A 22183-nucleotide genomic window follows, 5' to 3' on the forward strand; every position below is an offset into this window, starting at 1 on the left:
GTCGCCCCCCGATATTCCTCATGCCAGTGCCCGTGACTCTGCGCCACTTGATGGCCTGTGTGGTGTTGCCGACGACGCAGGAGCTAACTGCCTGGCCGGTGCGCCCTGGACACTTCGGTAGGCAGAGCGGATGGTCGTCGTCACCTCGCGCTCAGTGAGCCCGGCCTGCGCACCGGCCGCCGTCAGCACATCGAGCGCTTCGAACGGAGGAACACTCTGCTCCGCCATCCGGCAAGCGGCCCAGAAGACCCCGTGGTTACGTTCGCCTTCCTGCCTCCGAGCGACCCACTCGGCGAGACGCTGCACATCGCCCGATCGGATCGCCGACTCGCCGCTACGGGCCTGATTCAGCCTGTGGGGAGGATCGAGGAAGTCGCGAAGTCGCTCCGCGTTGAACTCATGCACGCTTTTACTGGCGAGCCGAAGGACCTCATACGACCGCGGACGTCCGTTGATCACTCGACTTGACGGCGGAACGATGATGTAACCGCCGTCGCCGCGGAAGTCGATGCCCGCTCGTGCGCACTGCCAGGACCGCTGCTCCGACCCGCTCGCCGCGGGAAAGTACAGATGCAAACCGTCAGACGGGGTTCTCACCGCAGCAGTCCAGCCGTCCACGAGACCTTCGGCTCGCGCGAGATCCAACGCCTCGTAGCCATCGACGGAGCCGTGCACATCAACGTCAACCACGACGAGGCCCGATGCGGCGCCGGTCGGGATGCCGATGTTCGCGCTGGGTACCGCCGTCCACCATCGCCGCACCAGCACAGGGTTCGTGCTGGCGGCGTGAAATCCTCCAGCCACCGCGGGGCGCTTCCCGCGCGCAGCGCACGGGAACACGGGGATGCCGTGAGCCGCGTAAGCGAGCGCGCTCTCAGCTGTCGAGAGCCCGCGGCTCGAGCCATCGAGTGTCTGAGCGAACGCGGCGGCGTTCATCGCAGCGTCCGCGATTCGGTCAGAGCCGCACGCTGCACGTCCGTCGAGGCCACCGTTGCATGGCTCGCGCGGTTCGAGATAGGCGCACCGGTCCGTGTCGACGATCGTTCAAATCCTGGCGGGGTACCGTCGCCGAGCATCTCGGTGTCGAGCTGATCCAGAATTTTCATGGCAGCGGCGCGGACCCGTTCGCCCGTAGCGCGGACGATCTCGGCTGGCTCCTGCCCGTCCACCTGCGCTGCCCAGGTCGACACGTACGGAATCGTGTAGCCACTTGTGTCCATGCCGTGGGCTGCACCGATCATGAGCGCGACCGACTCGGCCTCCACCTCGCCGATACCACGATGCTGTCTCGCCACATCCTGATCAGGGCCGTGCATGAGCACATGAGCGAGTTCGTGAGCGAGAGTCTTCACGCGGGCCGCGGGATCCATGTTCTCTCGGACGGTCACGGACTTCTCGGTGTAGTCGGTGACGCCGTTCGCGCCGTAGATCATGTCCTCGTGTGCGACGTCGAGTACAGTGAAGCCGGCCGCTTCGATCTGCCCTGCGATGCCATTCCAGAGCCCAGACGGAGCCTCGCCTTTCAGTAGAGTCGGCGTTGGTGGGGTCGGAAGCGCGTCGCCGGAAGTCTGGGAGGCATCCCACACGTACGCGGGGCGAACGCCGATCATCTTCGAGCGCATAATCTCACCGGGACGCGGTTTCTCGAAGCGATTGAGTCGTCGCCACGATGCCGGATCAGATGGATCGGGTGACGCGAAACGCCCCGTGACCGGGGCGAGGATCTGATAGCCGGGCTGGCCCTTCTCCACCTGGTGGCCCAGTTGCTGCCACTGCTTGTACCCGGCGACGTATGACGGCATCGGCTCCGATACGAGCCCGGCCTCGTAAGCCATGGAATGCTGTATCCGGATCAGCAAGGTGTTGTTGAAGGAGCGGCTGCGGAAACGGGCCGCGAAGGTGAGCGCTTTCGCCCAATCGTCCCCAGACACAAGCCGATCGACGGCATCCGCCAGCTTCTCATGGACCTCGTCAAGCTTGGCTTCGCGCCCTGCGCGGCGATCTTCGGTAGCGACCATCGGATGGCCTCCTTTCCGGGACGCCACGACCGGGAGACGCGCGGCGACACACCAGAGAGGTGGGCGCGGGCGTCCGCGAGAGAACAATGAGGCGTGCGACCGCCCGGCTCGCGCATGCTCATCTCGCGTGAGCATGGCAGAGCATACAATCGTCATCGTCGTGATTCTGAGCATGGTTCGCCTCCCTTCGAGCAGGAGTGCAGTCGCGCCACGTCACGAGTGTTGAGCATGCTCAAATGGTCTGGGGTTTCAGTTGTAACATCGACGTTGAGCATGCGCAACAGTTGATTTGGTCATGCTCAACGGGTAGATTGAGCATGCACAAAGGAGGTCAGCGAGCATGACCGAAGACGAGAGCAAGCATGCGGCAGCGGATCTCGCGAAACGCCTGCGGCTGCTGCTTGACGTCGCGATCGCCGAGTCCGGTGCTGAACCGACGTACTCGCAGATTGCCGCCTACTTGGGGGACCGCGGCACCAATCTGTCGAGATCGCGCTGGACCTACATGGTGAACGGCCACCGGTACGTGCAAGACCCGGAGGTGTTCGAGGGGCTAGCGGCATTCTTCGACGTCGACGCCGAGTTCCTCTTGGGTGCGGATGGGTCCGTGGTCCCGGCAAGAGTTAGCGCGCAGCTTGACCTTGTGCGCTCCATGCGCGCTGCGAAGGTCAAGACCTACGCAGCCCGCACTCTTGGAGACATCTCGCCGAGAGCGCTCCAAGCCATCAGCAAGTTCCTTGATGAGGAAATGGCACACACAGTCGAGCAGTGACGACGTCCCCCGAAGCGGAGTAGACGCCGGTAGATGCCCTCGAAGAGAGTGAGCACACCGTGAACCTTGATCAGGCCGTCACGACGGCCGTGACGAACCTCGCCTTGGGTAGCGTCTTCACGTTCGAGGAGTTGCTGGGCGCCGTGAGGCAGCGTCGTCGACGACGCCTCCGCGTCGTCGAGCTGAGTGCGTTGGGCGACAATGATGGCGTCTGCGCAATATGGCTGACGACCGGAGCAGAGGACGTGATCCTTCATGCGCACAGCGACTCGGTCCTGCATCAACAACAGTTCGTGCTGCATGAGTTCGCGCACATACTGCTCGGACATTGCGACGGCGACGAATGTCCCGTCGCGGACGCTCTCCTGCCGGACATCCCATCGCACACCAGGGCGCGTCTACTCAGACGCCAAGATTTCGACACCGAGACCGAGATTGCCGCGGAGTCACTGGCAGACCGGCTCGCGGCGGGTATTCGGGGGTCTGTTTTCGCGGAGTCTCGTTATTCGGAAGTCTTCGGATGATCCAGGCGCTCATCGCGACGCTCTTGTGGGTGCTCGTGGCGAGCCTGCTCATTTTTCGATGCCGACGGACGGACCGCAGTATTACCCACGCTGCCCTCACAATCGCTGTCGCCATGACTCTCAACGTCGACGCTGTCTACGTCGCCGTCGATGGTTTGCTGGGATCGACGAATTACGCAATGCTGCTTTCGGATGGCCTTCTGATCATCGGGCTCTTCTTCCTCGGGCGAGCGGCGATGAAGGCTGGTGAGTACCGTCCGCGGCTGGTGCGCGCAGCGGTCGGTCGCCCCGCATTGTTCACCGCACTCGTCGGCACAACAATGGCGTTTTTCCTTATCGATCGCGGGGGGACGACGGTGACCTTCATGCGCGACCTCGGTGCGCAGCCATGGGTCGCGGCCTACTCGATCATTGTGTTCACCTACTGCGGGATCATCTTGGGTGCGATGCTCACACTGGCGATTAGGCAGTTCCGCATCGGCCAAGGGGCGGACCTGGTTCCCGCTTTGCTACTCCTCATCGGCTCGAGTTCAGGTATCGCGCTCAGCGTCGCCGTGATCACCATGGATCTGGCTCACGTCACCGGCAATCTTCAATTCATGCGCTCCGTCGGTGCTTCGTACGGGCCGCTGTCTCTCCTCGCCTTTCTTTTCCTGTGTGCGGGCTTCGCGGTGCAGCCGATGGTCCGCAACTTGCAGGAGCGGGCTCGTCGCGCGCGAACGGGCGAGATGTTGCAGCGACTGGACTCGCTGTGGCATCAGGCTGTGCGAGCGCGGCCAGGTCTCAGCATGGCGCAGTCTTCGACATCGCAAATCATCGAAGACCAAGAAAGCCGCCTCCACCGTGAGATCGTCGAGATCAGAGACGCGATGATCGACCCGCGTACTGCGTTCGAGGTCACAAAAGCGGAAGAGACGATACTCGAGCAGGCGGAACGTCACCTCCTTGGAAGCAGCGGCGCAGGTGCCAACGGAGAACACGCGGTCGTTGCGCCGCGCTCTCCTGACGAACGAGACCGAACATGAGGCGCATCGTCGCAGCGAGCGTTGTGCTCCTCGGTGCGGGTGCGATGAGCCTCGGCTGGGTCCTCGCTCGGAAGTTAACGTCGGCGGTCGGGTCTCGAACCTTCGACTTGAGACTTCGAGATATCGAGGCTGACGGGGATCGGCGTTTGCTGATTCTCGACCGCACTCGCTCCACGGCCGCGCCAGGCATATTCAGCCTGTGGTTCGAAACGGGGGAGTGGGTGCGAGTCTCCGACGAGGTGATCGATCGAGGGCCTGGCCAGATCGCTCGGGTCGTGACGCATGCCGCATCCGGTCGACTCCCATCTCTGGGGGCATCCTTTTCGTGGAGCGGGATCTACTTCGATGGCCCCGCGGCAGCGGGCCTCAGCGTGCGGGAGGTCTTCATCAGTACGCCCGCGGGTCCGGCCCCGGCATGGCTCGCCGGCGGCGAGCACCGCGCGGCGACATGGGCGATTCACGTCCATGGCATGGGGGGTAACCGACGCGGAACGCTGCGTGGCGTGCAGGTGACTGCGGAGCTTGGTTACACGTCGCTCGTCGTCAGCTTGCACAACGACGGCGAGGGGCCGAGGGCCGAAAAGGGTCGCTCAACGCTGGGCTACTCGGAGGCCGAAGATGTCGAGGCTGCTGTCGAGTACGCGGTCAAGAAGGGTGCTGAGCGGATCGTTCTTTTTGGCTGGTCGTTGGGCGCTGCCATTGCGTTACGCGTTGCCGATCGGATGCGCTCTGCGGGGGTGATTACCGCGCTGGTACTGGACTCTCCAGTGCTCAGTTGGATCAGAGTGATCGAGGCCAATTGTGTACGAAGCGGACTGCCTGCTGTGGCGGGCCGCCTCTCGTTGCCCTGGTTGACGCTTGATCCGCTCGCTCGCACAGCCGGGCTGCCCGGGGCCATCTCGCTTCGGGAGATGGACTGGATCGAGCGAGCCCGAGAACTCACCGTGCCGACTTTGATCCTGCACGGCAGTCGGGACGATTCGGTCCCCCCTGCGGTGTCCGAAGCCCTCCGCGATTTACGTCCTGGCGTCGTCGAACTCGTTGTGTTCGAGGCGGGCCATTCGCTGGCATGGAATTCTGACCCTGAGCGCTGGCGTTCGAGTGTCAGCGCCTGGCTATCGACAGTGGTCGTCGACTGAAGCGCAGCGATCTCTGTGCCTGCTAGTTCGAGGCACCACACGCTCAACGCGCTACATGCGAGGTGTTCCCGCGCGGATCTTGGAGGCTTCGAGCTAGCGCCCCCGCGCTGACCAGCTGCCACGCCTCTTGCAGATCGAGGGGGAGCCCGCTTTCAGCGGGCTGCTGCTCACCTGGTGAGCAGGAGGAGAAGGGCGGTCGCATGACGGTGTCGATGCGCGTGATGAGCGCCGGCGACGGATACAAGTACCTGCTGCGCACCGTCGCGGCCGGCGACGGCGACAGGTCGCTCTCTACCCCGTTGACGCGCTATTACAACGCTGAGGGCACCCCGCCGGGCCGCTGGCTAGGGGGCGGGGTGACAGCGCTCGGTAGCGGGAGGATCGGCGTAGGCGATCAGGTCTCCGAAGCTCAGCTCCAACTGCTGGTCGGCATGGGTCGCGACCCCGTTACCAGTGAACCGCTCGGCCGTGCGTATCCCGAATACCGGAGCATGGCCGAGCGGGTCGAGGCGCGCACCGTGGCACTCGATCCAACTCTCGGGCCGGCATCAGTCGCCGAGGCCGCCGCTGCCATAGAGGCGGAGGAGTCCGAGAGGGGGACGCGGCGGGCGGTGGCGGGGTTCGATTTCACGTTCTCGATCCCGAAGTCGGCGAGCGTGTTGTGGGCGGTCGCGGATGCGGGGACGCAGGCGTTGATCGCGGACGCGCATCATGCGGCGGTTGCGGAGGTGGTTGCTTTCATGGAGCGGGAGGTTGCAGCCACCCGCACGGGTGCAACCGGCCGCGACAGTGCGGTTGCGCAGGTCGACGTCCGCGGTCTGATCGCCACGGCGTTCGATCACTACGACTCCCGAGCGGGTGATCCGCACCTGCACACGCACGTCATTATCAGTAACAAGGTGCAGACCGTCCTCGACAACAAGTGGCGGTCGGTGGACGGCCGGCCGATGCATGCCGCGGTGGTCGCGCTCTCCGAGCTGCACGAGGCGGTCTTCGCTGACCAGCTGACCCGGATGCTTGGTGCCTTGTGGGAGGCGCGCGACAGGGGCCGCGACCGGAACCCCGCGTGGGCGATCACTGCGGTGCCGGAGGTCCTGGTCACGGAGTTCTCCACCCGTGCCCGGCACATCGACGCCGAGACCGATCTCCTCATCGGCCAGTACGCCCTGGCGCGCGGGCGGCGGCCGTCACCGACGACGATTATGAAGCTCCGCGCACAGGCCACGCTCTCGACGCGGCCGAAGAAGGAGGTGCGGTCGCTGGCCGACCTCACCGCATCCTGGCGGGAACGCGCCGGACAAGTGCTCGGGTCCGACGCGAGCGCGTGGGCGCGCACCGTGACGGCGAACGAGAAGCCGCTCCTGCTGCGCGCCGACGACCTACCGTTGGATGTGATCGCCTCGCTCGGGCAGGACGTGGTGGCGGCCGTCGGTGAGAAGCGCTCCACCTGGCACCATTGGAACCTCACCGCCGAGACCGCGCGGCGGACGATGAGCTACCGGTTCGCATCGACCGAGGATCGCGAAGCCGTCGTTGGCCTGGTCGTCGATGCCGCCGAGGCCGCGTCGCTGCGACTGACTCCACCGGAGCTCGCATCGAGCCCGGCGTCGTTCCGCCGGCCGGATGGCACGAGCGTGTTCCGACCGAAGCATTCGGCGCTGTTCTCTTCCCAGGCGTTGCTGGTCGCCGAGGACCGCCTTCTCGCGCGCGCCCGCGCCACCACGGCACCCACCGTGCTGCCGACGACCGTCGAACGCATCGCGAAGCGCCCCGACGATAAGGGTCGCCTGCTCGGTGGCGACCAGGCGGTCGCGTTGACGAAGATCGCGGTCTCCGGTCGGGTGGTCGATGTGCTGGTCGGCCCGGCAGGGGCTGGGAAGACGACCGCGATGTCGGCGTTGCGGCGGGCGTGGGAGCACGAACACGGGCGCGGCAGCGTGGTGGGACTCGCGCCATCTGCGGTCGCCGCGCAGGTCCTGGCCGATGACCTCTGCATCCAGACCGAGAACACGGCGAAGTGGCTCGACACCCGCGACCGCACCGGCGAGACCTTCCGCAAGGGGCAGCTCGTCATCGTCGACGAGGCATCGCTGGCGGGCACGCTCTCCCTCGACCGCATCACGAACCTCGCCGCGGAAGCGGGGGCGAAGGTGCTGCTGGTCGGGGACCACGCCCAACTCCAGTCCGTCACTGCCAGTGGTGCGTTCTCCCTCCTTGTCCACGACCGCGACGACGCCCCCGAGCTGGTCGATGTGCACAGGTTCGTCAACCCATGGGAGAAGACCGCCTCACTCGGCCTGCGACACGGCCGCACCGAAGCCATCGACACTTACGCCGAGCACGGCCGCGTAATCGGCGGGGAATCCGAGGACATGATCGCCGCCGCCTACACCGCCTGGCGGGCAGACTCCCTCGCCGGTCGGTCCAGTGTCCTCGTCACCGACTCCAACGAATCCGTCCAGGCCCTCAACAACAGGGCGCGGACGGATCACATCCTCGACGGCACCGTGAACGCACGCCGCGAGGTCGAACTGCACGACGGCACCCGCGCCGCGGTCGGGGATACCGTCATCACCCGCCGCAACGACCGCCGCATCCGTGCCGGACGGTTCTGGGTCCGCAACGGCGACAGATGGACAGTCGCCGAGGTGCGTGACGACGGCGCCCTCACCCTCCGACGGGCCGGACGCAGATGGGGCGGGACGGTGGTAGTCCCGGCGGAGTACGTGGCAGAACACCTTGACCTCGGATACGCCATCACCTCCTACCGGGCGCAGGGCATCACCGTGGACTCCTCTCACGTCCTGACGGATGCGTCCATGACCAGGGAGACGTTCTACGTCGCCATGACCCGCGGCCGCGAAGAGAACATCGCCTACGTCGCCGTCGACAAGCCCGACCCCGCCCACGACGGACCGCACCCCGGCGACAACACCGAGGCCACCGCCCGGTCCGTGCTGTTCGGGGTGGTGCAGCACGTCGGCGCCGAGCTCTCCGCGCACGAGACCATCGCCGCCGAGCAGGACACCTGGTCCTCGATCGGCCAGCTCGCCGCCGAATACGAAACCCTGGCCGCCGCCGCACAGCACGACCGCTGGGCCGCACTCATCCGATCCTCAGGACTCAGGCACATTGATGCCGAGAACGCGATCACGTCACCCGCATTCGGGGCGCTGACCGCCGAGCTACGGCGGGCCGAGGCATACAAGCACGACATCGAAACCCTGCTGCCACGCCTAGTCAGAGCGCGCGGGTTCGGCGACGCCGACGACATCGCCACCGTCCTGCACGACCGCGTCACGAAAGCGACCTCCCGCCCACCGGGCGCCGGCCATGCCCGCAAGGCACCGCGCCTAATCGCCGGTCTCATCCCGGAAGCCACAGGCTTCATGCCGTCCGAGATGCGGCAGGCGCTGACCCAGCGGCGCGACCTCATCGAAAACCGCGCCGATGCCCTCCTCGACACCGCGCTCACAGACAAGCACGAGTGGATCACGAAGCTCGGCATGCAACCGAAGCAGTTTCGAGCGGCCCGGGCATGGCGCTACTGTGCCCGCACCATCGCCGCCTACCGCGACCGCTACGGCATCACCGAATCGTCACCTCTTGGGACGCCGGCCGAGGCCGAGACGCAGAAAATCGATGCCGCCCGCGCCGGTGCCGCCCTCCACCGTGCACAGAACCTCGCCCAGGCTGACCCGCCAGAGCAGCAGGGAGCCCGCCGCACCAGAGCGCAGCGGGTCGGGCCGTCGGCATAACGTCCAGAAGCCGTGCTCCAGGTTTGCGCATCACATGCGCGGCGACGATGGGTTCAAATCCCACCGTCACCGCCACCACGAAGGCCCCGAATCCCTTGGAAAAACTGGGATGCGGGGCCTTCGTTTTGTCCCGGACGACGGTGGCGGTAACGAAGCGGTAACTGAACGGGGAACCGTTTGGGGCGGACGCGTCGCGAGCAACACCAGCATCGCCGCCACTGGTTGCGCGCGACAGGATCGTTGCAGTGGGCGACGTTCAGGCGCAATAATGACAGTGCAGCGCATGGTGCTGCGGGCCCGCCTCGAGGAGAACTCGGGTGGCTTGTGTGGGACGTCAAAGTCTCTCGCCCGCGGCGGTGCGCGATGTCTCCGAGTTCGGGCAGAGGCTATCCCGCACGTCGAAATTGACGTACGAAAGGGAAAGCTGATGACTGCTTCGAACCATCGAGGTGACAGCCCGACTCGAGTCGTCCGAACGCGCTCTGAGCGCGGCCGTGGCGTGTTCGTGGCCACAGGGGTGGTCGTGCACGGCGATCAACGCGGCCGGACACTGGGATTTCCGACGGCGAACATCGAGCTGCCCCCGTCGACGGCCGTCAGTGACGGCGTCTGGGTCGCGATCGTACGGCTCGACGACGGAAGCCGGCATCTCGCGGCCGTGAGCATCGGTCGCAGGCCCACGTACTACGGGCCGACGGGTGTTCGGTTGCTTGAGGCATTTCTCTTGGATTTCGCCGCCGAGCTCTACGGCATGCGGCTGGAGGTCGAACTCCATCAGCGTCTGAGACCGCAGCGAAGATTCAGGGGGCCGTCGGACCTCGTGAAACAACTCGAGGCTGACGTGCAGAGCGCGCGAGCGTGGGGCGTGGCGCACGGCGAGCTCGTTCATATCGGCGCGGCCGGCGCGACAAGGTCGCGCGAAAGGTCAAGCGGAGCCCGATCAACGGCGGAGCGGCGTAAGTCTCGAAGGACGGTGCTCGACAAGATGACGGAGCTCTCGGGTCGTCGATCCCGTCGCGAACTCGTCATCACCGATGCGGTCAGCGCGCTTCTGGAAGAAGGGGGCGACGACATCACGCACAGCAAGGTGGCGGATCAGACGGGACTTCCCGAGGGATATCTGCGGTGGGCCTATCCGACGGCGTCCGCTCTGCGCGCTGCCGCTCGTAGAGATTGAAACGATCAGGACAGGTCGAGATAGCCGCGCGCGATGCGATGCACCCGGGCCCGTTCTGCGGGCTCGGGTGCGAAGATTCCGGACGCCCCGGCGAACCACATCCCGCCAGCGATCAGCCGAGCCGCGCCGAATCGGGCGGCTTGCTCCTCTGAGACGTCTGCGTCGATCGCCAACCACGGTCCGAGCCGCTCGTTCCAGCGGTCTCCGAGCGATCCGCGGAGTCGCGGATCGCTCATCAACACGAGATCGCTTTCGTCCAACTCGGATGTGAACACGTAGTCGACATAGGCGCTCAGTCGCTCGCGGGTCGTGGACTCCTCGAATGGCACGCTCAGGGTGTCCAGCAGGCCGACCTGCCATCTCTCGAAAACGTGATCGACGAGCGCGAGCATCAGCGCCTGCTTGCTTCGGAAGTGATACATCACTCCCTGCTTCGTCAGCGAGCACGCGCGCGCCGCGGATTCCAAGGTGACTGTGTCACCGGCGATCAGGAGTGAACGCGCTGCCTCGAGGATACGATCACGTGCGGTCATGTCGAGGAAAGTACCAGTGACCGAGCGAGAGCGTGCAGGCGCTCGCGGGCATCGCTACCCGGTGCGAGCTCATTGGATGCGCTCTCCATCCACATTCCGTCCGCCATCAGACGAGCAGCGGTGAGCTGATCACGCTCGGATTCGGGAACCTCGTCCGCAAGCTCGATCCACGGGCTCATCAGTTCGATCCAGCGCGCCACGAGGCGTTCCCTGAGCTTCGGGTCGCTCAACACGACGGTGTCAGCCTGGTCGAACTCTCCGAGGAAGGCGAAGTCTATATAGGCCAGCGCGCGAGCCGTCGCACTCGGGGAGTCCACCTCCTCTGCCGGTACGAAAGACGCGAGCCCGGCTGCCCACCGTTCAGCGACATGATCAAGGAGGCCGAGCATCAGAGCCTCCTTGGACGGGAAGTAGTGCATGAGGCCAGGCTTGGTCATCCCTGCCCTTCGCGCTGCTGAATCGAGAGATATCGGCTCCCCGCGCCGCAGAACGTCCAGCGCTTTCTGCACCACGTCCGCGCGCTTATCGGCTACCATCTAGCCAGCCTCCCATCCGAAAGGTCAGGCGGTCAAGATCTGCTCGTAACGAGCTCCCCACATTCGATGCAGCACCGTTGCCGTGACCGATATTCGATGCTATCGTTCCGAAAAGCGATCACATGGTGCACGAGAATCTCCTCTCCACTGGCTCCGCCTCTCGTTCGTACCTGCTTCGTACCCGACCTCTGAAGGAGATAGACGGTGACAGCAGCGGTTGAAGACGCGCACGTCGAACTTGATGTCGTCTCGAAGAGCTACGGCGGAATCCATGCTGTGCGCGAGGTGAGCCTCGCGGTCCGCCGAGGCACTGTGCACGCGATCGTCGGCGAGAATGGCGCCGGGAAGTCGACGGTCAGCAAGCTGATCGCGGGGGCGATCAGTCCTACCGGCGGTCGACTGATGGTGAGTGGGCGGGAAGTCTCCTACGGATCCCCTCGCCAGGCGCTCGCTGACGGAATCGCGATGATGGATCAGGAACTCGCGATGGTTCCTCACCGCTCGGTGATGGAGAACGTATTCCTTGGTTCCGAATCGCGACAAGCCGGGTTCGTCCGGAGGGGTGAGCAGCGACGGCGCTTCGCCGAGCTCCTCGAGCGCAGCGGATTCGATCTCGACGGGCGAGCGCTCGTCAGCTCGCTTCGTCTGGCCGACCAGCAGAAGGTCGAGATCCTCCGAGCCCTGGCCAGGAACGCCGAACTCATCATCATGGATGAACCGACCGCGCCGCTCAGCATGGTGGAGTCCGAGCAGCTCTTCGACATCATCCGTTCGCTGCGAGACCGCGGGACCACCATCATCTACATCTCGCACTTCCTTGAAGAGGTCCTCGAGATCTCTGATGTCGTCACAGTCATGCGTGACGGCCGCCATATCCGCACGGGGCCATCGTCTGAGGAGACGCAGGACAGTCTCGTTCAAGGCATGCTCGGTCGTTCGCTCGATCTGGCGTTTCCGGAGCGCGTGCAGTGCGCGCCCGACTCGGAGCCGCTCCTCGAGGTACGAGACCTCAGCTTGACAGGGTCTTTCAAGGGTGTGTCGTTCGATGTGCGGCCGGGCGAGATCGTCGGTCTCGCCGGTCTCATCGGAAGCGGGCGCACGGAGGTGGTCCGCGCGATCTTCGGAGCTGATCGTTACGAGAGCGGTCGCGTCACGATGCGCGGTCGTGCGCTGCGTGGATCACCAGCAGCATCCATCCGCCACGGTCTCGTCATGCTGCCCGAGAGTCGTCAGCACGACGGCCTGATCATGATGCGATCCGTCGCCGAGAACGCGGCGCTCGCCTGTTTGCAGAGATTCAGCACTCTCGGGTTCATGCGCCGGCGCCGCCAGCGCGACGCAGTCGCCGCGCTGATCGCCGACCTCGCGATCAAGACAAGCAGTGATCAGGCGGTCGTGGACAGCCTGTCGGGCGGCAATCAGCAGAAGGTCGTGTTCGCCAAGTGCCTCATGGCGGGGCCCGAGGTCCTCATTGTGGACGAGCCCACGCGCGGTGTCGATGTCGGTGCCAAACGCGCGATCTATGAACTTCTGGTGTCCTTGGCGGCGAACGGGATGGCGGTGATCGTCATCTCCAGCGAGGTCGAGGAAGTGCTCGGCCTCGCGCATCGCGTGATCGTCATGCGGCGCGGTCGCCTTGTGGCCGAGTTCGCTGCAGAGGAAGCCAGCGAGGAGCGAGTGCTCGCCGCAGCCTTCGGCACCACGTCGAACGCTTGATCAGTCATCAGTGCCCTGCCATTTCACGTCATCGATCCGAGGGACATCATGACCATCACAACTGACACTGCAGCGGTCCTGTCCGGTGCTCCGTCGGCCGCGGCAACGCGCCAGCGCCGGGTCGCACTGCTGAGGGATGTCGGAATCGGGATCCTTCCCGTGATCCTCTTCCTGGTGCTCACATTCACGACGGACAGCTTTTTCACTGCCGACAACCTCCGGAACGTGCTGAACGGGGCCGTTGCTCTCGGTCTCATCGCCTGCGCCGGAACCGTGGTGATCATCGCCGGCGGATTCGACCTGTCGGCGGCGGCCATCTTTGCGGTCGCGGGCGTGTCGGCGGCCCTCGTCAGCAATGAGACGTCTGCTCCGGTGGGAATCCTGGTCGGCCTCGTCGTCGGCTGCGGGCTCGGATTGATCAACGGGGTGCTGGTCAGCGTCGGGCGCGTCAATCAGTTCGTCGGAACGTTGGGAACGATGATCGCATACGCCGGGCTGGCCACGGCGCTGAGCGGGTCGGGCCTGATCATCATCGCTGATCCCGCTTTCGCGTCATCCGCGAACACGACGATCCTCGGCCTCCGTTCCGCCAGCTGGGTGCTGATCATCTTCGCCGTGGTCTGCGCCGTGCTCCTCAACCTCACCGTCTTCGGTCGCCACGCGTACGCCACAGGCGGCAATGCGTCGGCAGCCCGATTGTCCGGCGTCTCGGTGAATCGCACCCTGATCGTCGCCTATGTCCTCTCCGGTGGTGCAGCCGCCCTCGCGGCGGTTCTCACCGCCGGCACCAGTCTCTCGGTCAGTGCGACGAGCGGTTCAGGGCTGATCTTCGACGCGCTTGCGGCCATCCTCATCGGAGGGAACAGTATCCTCGGCGGACGAGGAGCGATCTGGCGAACCATCGTGGGCGTCCTGACTCTCGCTCTCATCTCGAACGGGTTCAACCTGCTCGGAGTCGATCCGAACTACCAGCAGATGGTCAGCGGGATCATCATCCTGGTCGCGGTCGCGGTCGATGCGTGGACGCGCCGCAGGACAAGTTGAGTCGGCGAGCGGCTCTCATTGACCGGGGCCCACACCTTGGCCTAAACTTCAAATATCGAGTCCTACACTCCGTTATTCGGAGACAGAAAGAGGGAAGGCCATCGTGACAGAGCCGGTATCAGCGTTCGTGGGTCGATCGTGGTCGACCTGGACGGAACCCGAGGTCATCGAGGTCGACGGAGTTCCGACCGCGTATCGCCGTGAAGGCGATGGGCCGACGACGGTGTTCCTTCACGCGGAGGTGGGCACGAGAGGCTGGTTCCCGCTGCATCAGGAACTGGCGAAATCCGTCGATCTGATCGCTCCGGAGCATCCTGGATTCGGTGACACCCCACTCGGTGCAGGTTTCGACGAGTGGACGGACTGGGTGCTGCATTACGAGGGCTTCTTCCGGGCGCTCGGCTTGGGGCGCGTGCATCTGATAGGCGATTCTGTCGGTGCGTGGATCGCTGCGAACCTCGCGGCCTATTACCCCGACAGATTCGGGAGCGTCTCTCTCATCGCCCCACTGGGCTTGAGGCTCCGTGAAGTCGAGAGCGTCGATGCCTTCCGTCTGGACGATGCGGAGAAGGATCACATCTACTTCAACGGCCGACAAGAGCGGTACGCCGACCTTCTGAGTCAGGAGAACGAACTCGAGGACGCGATCCAGGCGCTGGGGGAGTCGACTGCGCTGGCTCTGCTCACCTGGAACCCGCGATACGACCGCAAGCTGGACACCCGATTGCAGCGCGTGATCGCCCCCACGCTCGTGCTCGGGGTCGAGGAGGACAGGTTCGCGAGCAACCGCATGGCTGAGCGCTACGCCGAGCTCATCCCGGACGCGCGACTCACGGTGGTCGAGGGCGCCGACGGTGAGTCGTCATCGCACCGCGTGGCGCTCGAACAGCCGGCCGACGTGGCCGATGTCATCGCCCGCCACATCATCGAGCACGACTGAACCGAGGAGAAACATGTCCGAGTACAAAGGAATCGAGCTCTTCGGCTTCATCGACGGGGCGTACAAGAACGTCCCATACGCAGGAGATCGGAAGTCGAACTACATCGACCTCCCCAACGACTACTACGACCCCATCGAGGGTCAACACGTGATGGAGACGCAGCTCGAGCTGCTCGAATCGTTGGAGTCCGCCGGCTTCGACGGTGCTGTGTTCAGCGAGCAGCACAACGGTCCGATCGGCCTCGGCGGCAATCCGATGCTCTTCGGAGCCTGGCTCGCCGGGCGGACGAGCCGAATGAAGATCGTCGTCAACGGTCCCATCATCAACGCCTACAAGAATCCGATTCGCCTTGCCGAGGAACTGGCGATGCTTGACACGATGTCTCGCGGGCGCCTCATCTTCGGTCTGCCCATGGGCCACGGCATGCAACACCATTCCGTAGGCATCAACCCCGCCACCGCCCGTGCGCGAATGGCCGAGGCGCATGACCTGCTCTTCGAGGCTCTGTACACGGCGGGGCCGTTCGAGTGGAAGGGCGATTTCTTCAACGTCCCCTACGTCAACCTCTGGCCGAAACCGATGCACCGAATCGAGTGCATCTTGCCGGGTGGTGGCTCGATCGAGACACTTCAGCGGGCCGCGAAGTATCGGCATTGCTACCAGAATGCCCTCTCTCCCCGTCCGGCGATGATCAAGACGATGGAGCGCTTCCGTGATCTGTGTCGCGCGGAGGGATATGAGCCGGATCCGCGTCAGAGCGCGGCCCTGTTCAACGTGCACGTGGCTGAGACGGACGAGCAGGCGCGTCAGGAAGTCGAAGCCTTCGAGCTGTGGAACTTCCAGAACTTCTTCCGCTCTGTGGGACATGACAACTTCCCGCCCGGATACGTCTCGGCCGCCTCGATCCGAGCCATGCGAGGCGGAGGCTACCGCTCCACGCCCACAGAGCTGCTCCAGTACGACGAGCTCCTCGAGAATCACTGGTTGATCGCGGGGTCGCCTGAGACCGTGACACGCATGCTTCAGGAATCCATCGACGAGCTCGGTATCGGGCGCGCCCTCATCGCGTTCACGACCGGTGTCAAGCCGAAATGGCTCGTCCAGAAGTCGATGGCCCTGTTCGCTCAAGAGGTGATGCCGAAGTTCCGTGCCGCCGACGGTAAGCCGGTCGTGACCGAGGAGGATCGCATCGGATACAGCTCTGCCGCCGAGTACGGTGCGAGGCGCCCGACTGATGCCCCGCGTCCCACGGCCATCGTCGACGGGCGTCGAGTAGACGTCACGGAGTCCTACCTGCCTGGTCGCCTCGAGCCCGTGGTCTGAAGCGGGGAAGACGATGCGCGCCTCCGCCTCCAGGGTCGTTCGTGACCTGGTCTATCGAACGGTCGATGACCGTCGGTTGCGGCTCGACATCCATCTTCCCGATCCTGCAGAGGGCCACCCGCCGGTGCTCGTCTATCTTCACGGAGGCGGGTTCCAATCGGGTGAGAGGACGGACCGAGAGCGAGAGCGCGCTGCTGCCCTCGCCGCCCACGGGTTCGCCGTAGCAACGGTCGAGTATCGATTCAGCGATGCTGCAAGCTTTCCTGCGCAGCGGGACGACGCGAGGGCAGCCATCGAATGGCTGCGCGAGAACGCGGGAGAACTCGGTGTCAACGCTTCGAGGATCGGCGCGTGGGGGGCTTCCGCAGGGGGGCATCTCGCCGCGCTGCTCGCTCTGGGGGTCCCTGAGTCGAACGAGCGGCCCTCCGTCGATGCCGCCGTGCTTTGGTTCGCTGCCGTCGACCTGGACGCGATGTCGAGGGGAACCGCATTGGAGAGGGAGATCCTGGATTCCGGGGAGCTCGATGCCCTGCTCGGCGGGATGTTCGATATTCACGATCCGATCCACCGGCAGGCGGACCCGCTGAGTCAGGTGTCGATCTCGGCATCACCTCTTCTGGTGATGACCGGGGACCGGGACCGCATCGTCGACGTCGCACAGAGCGAGCGCCTGCACAACTCGCTGACTGCCGCCGGGGCGGACTCTCAGCTCTGGATCCTCGGGGGCGCAGGGCACGAGGACGACGCGTTCGAATCACCGCGGATCATCGGCGCGATCGCGGCGTTCTTCGCACACCACCTGGGCGACCTGGAAACCACCGGCCACCGCACCAACTGAAAGGGAGACCATGTCTGACAACACCGGAGAGACGACCTTCGACAAGGGATTGAGAATCCGCAACGAGGTCGTGGGTGAGGAGTACGTGACGCGCTCGTTCGAGAATGCCGGCGAGTTCGGAGCGGACTTCCAAAGACTCGTCACCGAGTTCTGCTGGGGTGCCTCCTGGGGGCGCGAGACGCTCAGTCGCCGTGACCGAAGCCTTCTCAACCTCGCGATCATCGGGACCCTCGGCAGAACGGCCGAGTTCCGGCTGCACGTACGCGGAGCGCTGAAGAACGGCGTCACCGCAGAGGAGATCAAGGATGCGCTGATCCACCTCTCGGTCTATGCGGGAATCCCGGCCGGTGTCGAGGCATTCCGTATCGCCGGTGAGGTCCTCCGCGAGAATGAAGCCGACTGATCATGGTGTCAGTGCCGATGCCGCCGTCACAGCTGCTGATCGATGGCGAATGGATCGGCTCGTCCGACGGCGCGACGATCGAAGTCGTTGCTCCTGCGACAGGAGAATCCCTCGGTCGGATCGCGGCGGCCACAGTGGGAGACGTGGATGCCGCAGTCCGAGCGGCACGAGCCCAGTTCGACCACGGCGAGTGGTCGAAGACCTCGGGTGCCGATAGGGGAAAGCTGCTCTGGCGTCTCGCCGATCTGGTCGAAGCAGATTTGGAGCGATTGTCGACGCTCGAGGCGGTGGACGTCGGTCGACCGTTCGGTGAGGCGTTCTACGCGGAGATTCCCCTGGTGGTCGATGTTCTGCGTCACTTCGCCGGCTGGGCCGACAAACTGACGGGGAGCACGTTCACGCTTCCACCGTTCGGCGGGGAGGACCGCTTCAGCTACACAGTGCGGCAACCACTCGGCGTCGTGGCAGCGATCACCCCCTGGAACGCGCCGACGATGATCACGTCCTGGAAGCTCGCACCCGCACTCGCAGCGGGAAACACGATCGTGATCAAGCCGGCCCCGGATGCATCCTTGACCACTCTGAGGCTGGGTGAACTCATCATCGAGGCCGGCTTCCCCGCGGGCGTCGTCAACATCGTCACCGGTTCAGGGACCGACGCCGGCGCTGCGCTCACGCAGCATCCGGGAGTGGACAAGATCTCCTTCACGGGCTCTACCTCGGTCGGGCGGCAGATCGCGGCGACGGCGGCCGCATCGCTCAAGAAGGTGACACTCGAACTCGGGGGCAAGTCTCCCCAGATCATCTGGCCGGACGCTGACCTCGAGAAGGCGGCGCCTGTGGCGGCGCTGTCGATCTTCGCCAACCAGGGGCAGACCTGCGCATCAGCATCACGCATCTACGTGCATCGGAGTGTGCTCGATGATTTCGTGAACCTCCTGAAGATCGAGGCGGAGAGCCGCGTGCTCGGCGACCCGCTCGACGCCGAGACCACCATGGGGTCTCTGATCAATCCCGCGCAACTCGAGCGCGTCCTGGGCTATATCGCGAGCGCTCGAGAGGAAGGCGCACAGCTCATCACCGGCGGAGGGTGCGTCGAGGGACCAGGTCTCTTCGTCGAGCCGACGATCTTCGTCGGTGGCAACGAACTGACAGTGGCACGGGAGGAGATCTTCGGCCCCGTGGGCACGGTCATCCCCTTCGATGACGACGACGAGGTGCTGGCCCTCGCGAACGACAACGCCTACGGTCTCACTGCCGTGCTGTGGACCAACAACGCTTCTCGAATCGGTCGCTTCACCCGCGAGATCCATGCCGGAGTGGTCTGGGTCAACGCGTGGGGGCCGCCGCATCCTGCAGTGCCGTGGCTCGGTGTGAAGTCGAGCGGGATCGGGGAAGAGCTCGGGCTCGAGGGGCTCAAGGCCAACACACGCGTGAAGACGGTGAACGTCGTCTCGTCACACTCATGACGGCCAGCGGAGCGGGGGCGGACGACGCCGTCCCCGCTCCGCTCACAACTGAGAATTGCCGAAGGCCGCTTCTCGCGCGCTGTCATCAGCTCGCGGAGCAGCTCCCACGACGGGCAACGGGCCACTTCCCTGCGTGATGGGGGAACGCAGCCGACCGGTGGATGCGGCACCCGCACTGACCTCGACTTCGACGACCGAACCGGGTTCGATCACGCTCGAGCCTGTCGGAGTTCCGAGCAGGATGATGTCGCCTGCGATGAGCGAGGTCACGCGCGAGAGGTCGGCGATCACGAACGATGCGTCGAAGAGCAGATCACTGTCGTCGGCGTCCTGGACGAGGCGCCCATCCACCCAGGTCCGCACACGAAGGAGTCGCGGGTCGATCGAGGCCCCGATAAGCAGGTCCGGTCCGACCGGTGTGTACCCGTCGAAGCCCTTTGAATGAACGTTCGAGCCGGGATCCGCGTAGCGCAGATCGTACAGACCGAGATCGTTCGCCGCGGTGACGTAATCGACATATGCCCATGCTTGGTCGCGAGGCACATTGCGGGGCACATCGCGCAGGACGAGCGCGATCTCCCCCTCGAACGCCAGCAACTCGCATCCTTCCGGCCGGACCACAGGAATCCCCGAGATCGAGAGAGTGGTCGGCGACTTCAGGAAGTACGAGGGGTTCTCCGGACTTCTGCCCCGCTCGGCCGCGCGGCTGCGGTAGTTCATGTGCACGGCGATGATCTTGCCCGGTCGCAGGTCCTTCGGGTTCACGGCGGTGTCTCCCTGTCGACGGTCGACGTCAGTGAATGGCGAGATAGTTCTCGAGCGTTGCAGGAGTCGCGCTGAGGAGCGGCTCGAGGACCGGCTGATCCGGATACTCGCTCGCCTCGAAGAACCAGCGGTTGGACGCGGGCATCCCCCACAGCTGCGACCGTCGAGGATCCGAGACATCCCATCGGAGAGGGGGCGTCTCGAGGTCGATGACCTGGTAGTGACTCGTGAACAGTTCGATTCGATGTCCGTCGGGATCGCGCAGGTAGAGGAAGACAGCGTTGCTGATTCCGTGCCGCCCGGGTCCGCGATCGATCTGCTCGCCGTGGCCGAGGCTCCCCGCGACGTCGGCTGCATGCATGAGCGTCGAGACATCGGGCACGCAGTAAGCGAAGTGGTGCATACGGGGGCCGCGTCCGTTCGTGAAGACGAAGTCGTGCGTGTTCCCCTTCACTTCCGTCCAGCTGCCCCACAGCTCATCGGTCCCGTCCTTGGCGGTGTACTCCGCGAGCCGGAATCCGAGGTCGGCGTAGAAGTCCGTTGCCCCCTGCACATCATGCGTGACGACCTGGAAATGATCGAGCCGCTGGGGCTGCCCCGAACGGTGCTCGTGGAAGTCCTGGTACTTGCGTTCGACCACATCCATGCTCGATGTCAACTCGATGTGGTGGCCGAGGGGGTCGATGAACTGCAGGGTTGGGCCTTGATGAGCGACCGTCGGCCGCTCGACGCTCAATCCGAGTCCGCCGAGGTATGCCTCCGCCTTGTCGATGTCCGAGTCCTCGAGCACTCGGAAACCGATCTGCTCGCAGAATGCCGCTCCATCCGTCGCGCGAAGCACGAGGCTGTGGTGCGAAGCCTCTTCGATCCCCCGAAGCCACACCGTGTCGTCGCTTCGACGACTGACGATGAGCCCGATGACATCGGTGTAGAACGCGACGCTCTGGTCGAGGTCTCTCACCGTGAGCACCACATGACTGGCTCGGGTGATGGTGAATGGCGGATTCCTGTTCCACACTGGCAGCATCATTGCCTCCGTTCGACGGCGGGGGCCGTCGTCTCGACAGCCCCGTCAGGTCAAGGATGACCGGGATCACGTCATACAACAAGAACCCATTCAGTATCGTTGGCATACACGAGATGTGTAGTTGGAGGTCGATCATGGAGCTACGGCAGCTCAGGTATTTCGTGACGGTGGTCGAGTCGGGATCCTTCACCGCCGCTGCAGGAGTCCTGCACATGACCCAGCCGCCCCTTAGCCTCGCCGTCGGGCAACTGGAGAGGGAGCTCGGCGTCGAACTCCTCATCCGTTCCGCGCGCGGCGTACGAGTCACCAGCGCGGGTAGCAACGTCCTGGAGTTCGCGCAACGCATCCTCGGCGATGTCGAAGAGATGAGCGACAGCGTCGCTCGCCACGCAGCCGGAACCCGCGGGCGCGTCACGCTCGCGGCAGTACCGTCGCTCATGTGGAGTCGCGTGCCTGCATTCGCCCGCGAGCTGGAGGAGCAGTTCCCTGAGATCGATCTTCGCCTGACGGATCCCGAGCCGCTCGCCGCGTTGGATATGATCCTCCATCGAACGGTGGACATCGCGCTCGTGATCTCCGCCGACAATCGTCGTCTCGCGGAGAATCAGCCAGGGCAGCTGGAAGTGGTGCCCTGCGGGGATTTCCCTCTCGTCGCCGTCTTCCCCACGTCGGACTCAGGCCTGCCCGATCCCGTCGCGCTGAACGAGATGTCCGGGCGAACCCTGTTCATGCCGCGACGAGCATTCGCGGTGCCCAGCCTGTCTGAGATCGTGGAGGACGTCATGTCGGCGCGGGCGGTGGTACCCGCCGGCAGAAGGGCGGTCGACTCCATCCCGAGCGCCATCCCTCTGATCGCCGCCGGTCTGGGCGCGGCCGTTCTTCCCGATCTCGGCGAGAATGTGTTCGGTGCCCGCGGGCTCACCGTTCGCGCGATAGACCCTCCTCTGCCGGCACTCCAGATCGCGGCGATATGGCGGCGGGACCTCGTGCCGAGCCCCGCCGTCGCTCGCGTACAGTCCCTTCTTCGCGACGGTGGATTGGGGCAGTAGCCATTCAAGAGATGTATATCTATGAGAGTCATCCGGTATTGGACATCTATCTTGATTGAGACGAAGACTGACAGGAGTCGCTGCAAGCGACCTCATACAGTCCTCGGAATTCAGGAACAGGTGCAA

20 protein-coding genes are annotated in these 22183 nt (G+C 64.8%); 14 read left to right on the plus strand and 6 right to left on the minus strand.

The window, feature by feature from the left end; genetic code table 11:
- Nucleotides 1-18 precede the first annotated feature (18 nt).
- Both ABS642_RS21155 and ABS642_RS21160 read right to left on the minus strand, forming a co-directional pair.
- A complete protein-coding gene (locus ABS642_RS21155) occupies nucleotides 19-936 on the minus strand; it encodes a bifunctional DNA primase/polymerase (RefSeq protein WP_350351636.1) in 918 nt (305 codons plus the stop codon).
- Nucleotides 933-2018: an ImmA/IrrE family metallo-endopeptidase gene (locus ABS642_RS21160; protein ID WP_350351637.1), complete on the minus strand. Its 1086-nt coding sequence runs from the start codon at nucleotides 2016-2018 to the stop codon at nucleotides 933-935. The genes ABS642_RS21155 and ABS642_RS21160 overlap by 4 nt, the downstream gene beginning before the upstream one ends.
- Nucleotides 2019-2358: 340 nt before the next feature.
- Here ABS642_RS21160 and ABS642_RS21165 point away from each other — a divergent pair, with 340 nt between their 5' ends.
- From ABS642_RS21165 to ABS642_RS21190, 6 genes are all read left to right on the plus strand, one after another.
- Nucleotides 2359-2790, plus strand: coding sequence for a hypothetical protein (locus ABS642_RS21165; protein ID WP_350351638.1), 432 nt, complete (start codon nucleotides 2359-2361; stop codon nucleotides 2788-2790).
- Nucleotides 2791-2849: 59 nt separating this feature from the next.
- Nucleotides 2850-3314 carry a hypothetical protein gene (locus ABS642_RS21170; protein WP_350351639.1) on the plus strand — a complete coding sequence of 155 codons (465 nt, stop codon included), beginning with the start codon at nucleotides 2850-2852 and terminating at the stop codon, nucleotides 3312-3314.
- Entirely contained in the window at nucleotides 3311-4339 is a 1029-nt protein-coding gene (locus ABS642_RS21175) for a DUF6545 domain-containing protein (RefSeq protein WP_350351640.1), read from the plus strand. Before ABS642_RS21170 ends, ABS642_RS21175 begins: the two co-directional genes overlap by 4 nt.
- Nucleotides 4336-5478 (plus strand): alpha/beta fold hydrolase, encoded by a 1143-nt coding sequence (locus ABS642_RS21180; protein WP_350351641.1) that lies wholly within the window; start codon nucleotides 4336-4338, stop codon nucleotides 5476-5478. The genes ABS642_RS21175 and ABS642_RS21180 overlap by 4 nt, the downstream gene beginning before the upstream one ends.
- Nucleotides 5479-5678: 200 nt before the next feature.
- Complete coding sequence (gene mobF, locus ABS642_RS21185; RefSeq protein WP_350351642.1) at nucleotides 5679-9236, plus strand: MobF family relaxase; 3558 nt, start codon at nucleotides 5679-5681, stop codon at nucleotides 9234-9236.
- Nucleotides 9237-9663: 427 nt separating this feature from the next.
- Entirely contained in the window at nucleotides 9664-10413 is a 750-nt protein-coding gene (locus ABS642_RS21190; protein WP_350351643.1) for a riboflavin kinase, read from the plus strand.
- Nucleotides 10414-10418: 5 nt separating this feature from the next.
- Here the strand turns inward: ABS642_RS21190 and ABS642_RS21195 are convergent, their stop codons facing one another.
- Both ABS642_RS21195 and ABS642_RS21200 read right to left on the minus strand, forming a co-directional pair.
- Nucleotides 10419-10946: a TetR/AcrR family transcriptional regulator gene (locus ABS642_RS21195; RefSeq protein ID WP_350351644.1), complete on the minus strand. Its 528-nt coding sequence runs from the start codon at nucleotides 10944-10946 to the stop codon at nucleotides 10419-10421.
- Nucleotides 10943-11482: a TetR family transcriptional regulator gene (locus ABS642_RS21200; RefSeq protein WP_350351645.1), complete on the minus strand. Its 540-nt coding sequence runs from the start codon at nucleotides 11480-11482 to the stop codon at nucleotides 10943-10945. The genes ABS642_RS21195 and ABS642_RS21200 overlap by 4 nt, the downstream gene beginning before the upstream one ends.
- 204 nt (nucleotides 11483-11686) lie before the next feature.
- Here ABS642_RS21200 and ABS642_RS21205 point away from each other — a divergent pair, with 204 nt between their 5' ends.
- The 7 genes from ABS642_RS21205 to ABS642_RS21235 all read left to right on the plus strand — a co-directional run bounded on the left by ABS642_RS21205 (nucleotide 11687) and on the right by ABS642_RS21235 (nucleotide 19216).
- Entirely contained in the window at nucleotides 11687-13198 is a 1512-nt protein-coding gene (locus ABS642_RS21205; protein ID WP_350351646.1) for a sugar ABC transporter ATP-binding protein, read from the plus strand.
- Between the two features lie 48 nt (nucleotides 13199-13246).
- Nucleotides 13247-14242, plus strand: coding sequence for an ABC transporter permease (locus ABS642_RS21210; protein WP_350351647.1), 996 nt, complete (start codon nucleotides 13247-13249; stop codon nucleotides 14240-14242).
- 103 nt (nucleotides 14243-14345) lie between these two features.
- A complete protein-coding gene (locus ABS642_RS21215; protein ID WP_350351648.1) occupies nucleotides 14346-15182 on the plus strand; it encodes an alpha/beta hydrolase in 837 nt (278 codons plus the stop codon).
- Nucleotides 15183-15195: 13 nt separating this feature from the next.
- On the plus strand, nucleotides 15196-16506 hold the full coding sequence (locus ABS642_RS21220) for an LLM class flavin-dependent oxidoreductase (RefSeq protein ID WP_350351649.1): 1311 nt from the start codon (nucleotides 15196-15198) through the stop codon (nucleotides 16504-16506).
- A gap of 13 nt (nucleotides 16507-16519) precedes the next feature.
- On the plus strand, nucleotides 16520-17344 hold the full coding sequence (locus ABS642_RS21225) for an alpha/beta hydrolase (RefSeq protein WP_350351650.1): 825 nt from the start codon (nucleotides 16520-16522) through the stop codon (nucleotides 17342-17344).
- A gap of 10 nt (nucleotides 17345-17354) precedes the next feature.
- A complete protein-coding gene (locus ABS642_RS21230) occupies nucleotides 17355-17747 on the plus strand; it encodes a carboxymuconolactone decarboxylase family protein (RefSeq protein WP_350351651.1) in 393 nt (130 codons plus the stop codon).
- Between the two features lie 2 nt (nucleotides 17748-17749).
- On the plus strand, nucleotides 17750-19216 hold the full coding sequence (locus ABS642_RS21235) for an aldehyde dehydrogenase family protein (protein ID WP_350351652.1): 1467 nt from the start codon (nucleotides 17750-17752) through the stop codon (nucleotides 19214-19216).
- A gap of 42 nt (nucleotides 19217-19258) precedes the next feature.
- Here the strand turns inward: ABS642_RS21235 and ABS642_RS21240 are convergent, their stop codons facing one another.
- The gene (locus tag ABS642_RS21240; RefSeq protein ID WP_350351653.1) at nucleotides 19259-19981 is read right to left on the minus strand and encodes a fumarylacetoacetate hydrolase family protein; all 723 of its coding nucleotides are present in this window, start codon (nucleotides 19979-19981) and stop codon (nucleotides 19259-19261) included.
- Nucleotides 19982-20009: 28 nt separating this feature from the next.
- A complete protein-coding gene (gene hpaD / locus ABS642_RS21245) occupies nucleotides 20010-20951 on the minus strand; it encodes a 3,4-dihydroxyphenylacetate 2,3-dioxygenase (RefSeq protein ID WP_350351654.1) in 942 nt (313 codons plus the stop codon).
- A 113-nt stretch (nucleotides 20952-21064) separates the two neighbouring features.
- Between hpaD and ABS642_RS21250 the strand changes: the two genes are divergently transcribed.
- A complete protein-coding gene (locus tag ABS642_RS21250) occupies nucleotides 21065-22057 on the plus strand; it encodes a LysR family transcriptional regulator (RefSeq protein WP_350351655.1) in 993 nt (330 codons plus the stop codon).
- The last annotated feature ends 126 nt before the right edge of the window (nucleotides 22058-22183 follow it).

Origin of the sequence: Microbacterium sp. A8/3-1 (genome assembly GCF_040267695.1) — a bacterium.
In the GTDB taxonomy this organism is placed as follows: Bacteria; Actinomycetota; Actinomycetes; order Actinomycetales; family Microbacteriaceae; genus Microbacterium; species Microbacterium luteolum.

Bases quoted from the DNA above. Each gene is read 5' to 3' on its own strand.
- ABS642_RS21225 (WP_350351650.1), top strand. From the start codon at position 16,520: ATGCGCGCCTCCGCCTCCAGGGTCGTTCGTGACCTGGTCTATCGAACG.
- ABS642_RS21190 (WP_350351643.1), top strand. From the start codon at position 9,664: ATGACTGCTTCGAACCATCGAGGTGACAGCCCGACTCGAGTCGTCCGA.
- ABS642_RS21195 (WP_350351644.1), bottom strand. From the start codon at position 10,946: ATGACCGCACGTGATCGTATCCTCGAGGCAGCGCGTTCACTCCTGATC.
- ABS642_RS21160 (WP_350351637.1), bottom strand. From the start codon at position 2,018: ATGGTCGCTACCGAAGATCGCCGCGCAGGGCGCGAAGCCAAGCTTGAC.
- ABS642_RS21250 (WP_350351655.1), top strand. From the start codon at position 21,065: ATGACCGGGATCACGTCATACAACAAGAACCCATTCAGTATCGTTGGC.
- ABS642_RS21165 (WP_350351638.1), top strand. From the start codon at position 2,359: ATGACCGAAGACGAGAGCAAGCATGCGGCAGCGGATCTCGCGAAACGC.
- ABS642_RS21155 (WP_350351636.1), bottom strand. From the start codon at position 936: ATGAACGCCGCCGCGTTCGCTCAGACACTCGATGGCTCGAGCCGCGGG.
- ABS642_RS21235 (WP_350351652.1), top strand. From the start codon at position 17,750: ATGGTGTCAGTGCCGATGCCGCCGTCACAGCTGCTGATCGATGGCGAA.
- ABS642_RS21230 (WP_350351651.1), top strand. From the start codon at position 17,355: ATGTCTGACAACACCGGAGAGACGACCTTCGACAAGGGATTGAGAATC.
- ABS642_RS21210 (WP_350351647.1), top strand. From the start codon at position 13,247: ATGACCATCACAACTGACACTGCAGCGGTCCTGTCCGGTGCTCCGTCG.
- ABS642_RS21175 (WP_350351640.1), top strand. From the start codon at position 3,311: ATGATCCAGGCGCTCATCGCGACGCTCTTGTGGGTGCTCGTGGCGAGC.
- ABS642_RS21220 (WP_350351649.1), top strand. From the start codon at position 15,196: ATGTCCGAGTACAAAGGAATCGAGCTCTTCGGCTTCATCGACGGGGCG.
- ABS642_RS21180 (WP_350351641.1), top strand. From the start codon at position 4,336: ATGAGGCGCATCGTCGCAGCGAGCGTTGTGCTCCTCGGTGCGGGTGCG.
- mobF (WP_350351642.1), top strand. From the start codon at position 5,679: ATGACGGTGTCGATGCGCGTGATGAGCGCCGGCGACGGATACAAGTAC.
- ABS642_RS21200 (WP_350351645.1), bottom strand. From the start codon at position 11,482: ATGGTAGCCGATAAGCGCGCGGACGTGGTGCAGAAAGCGCTGGACGTT.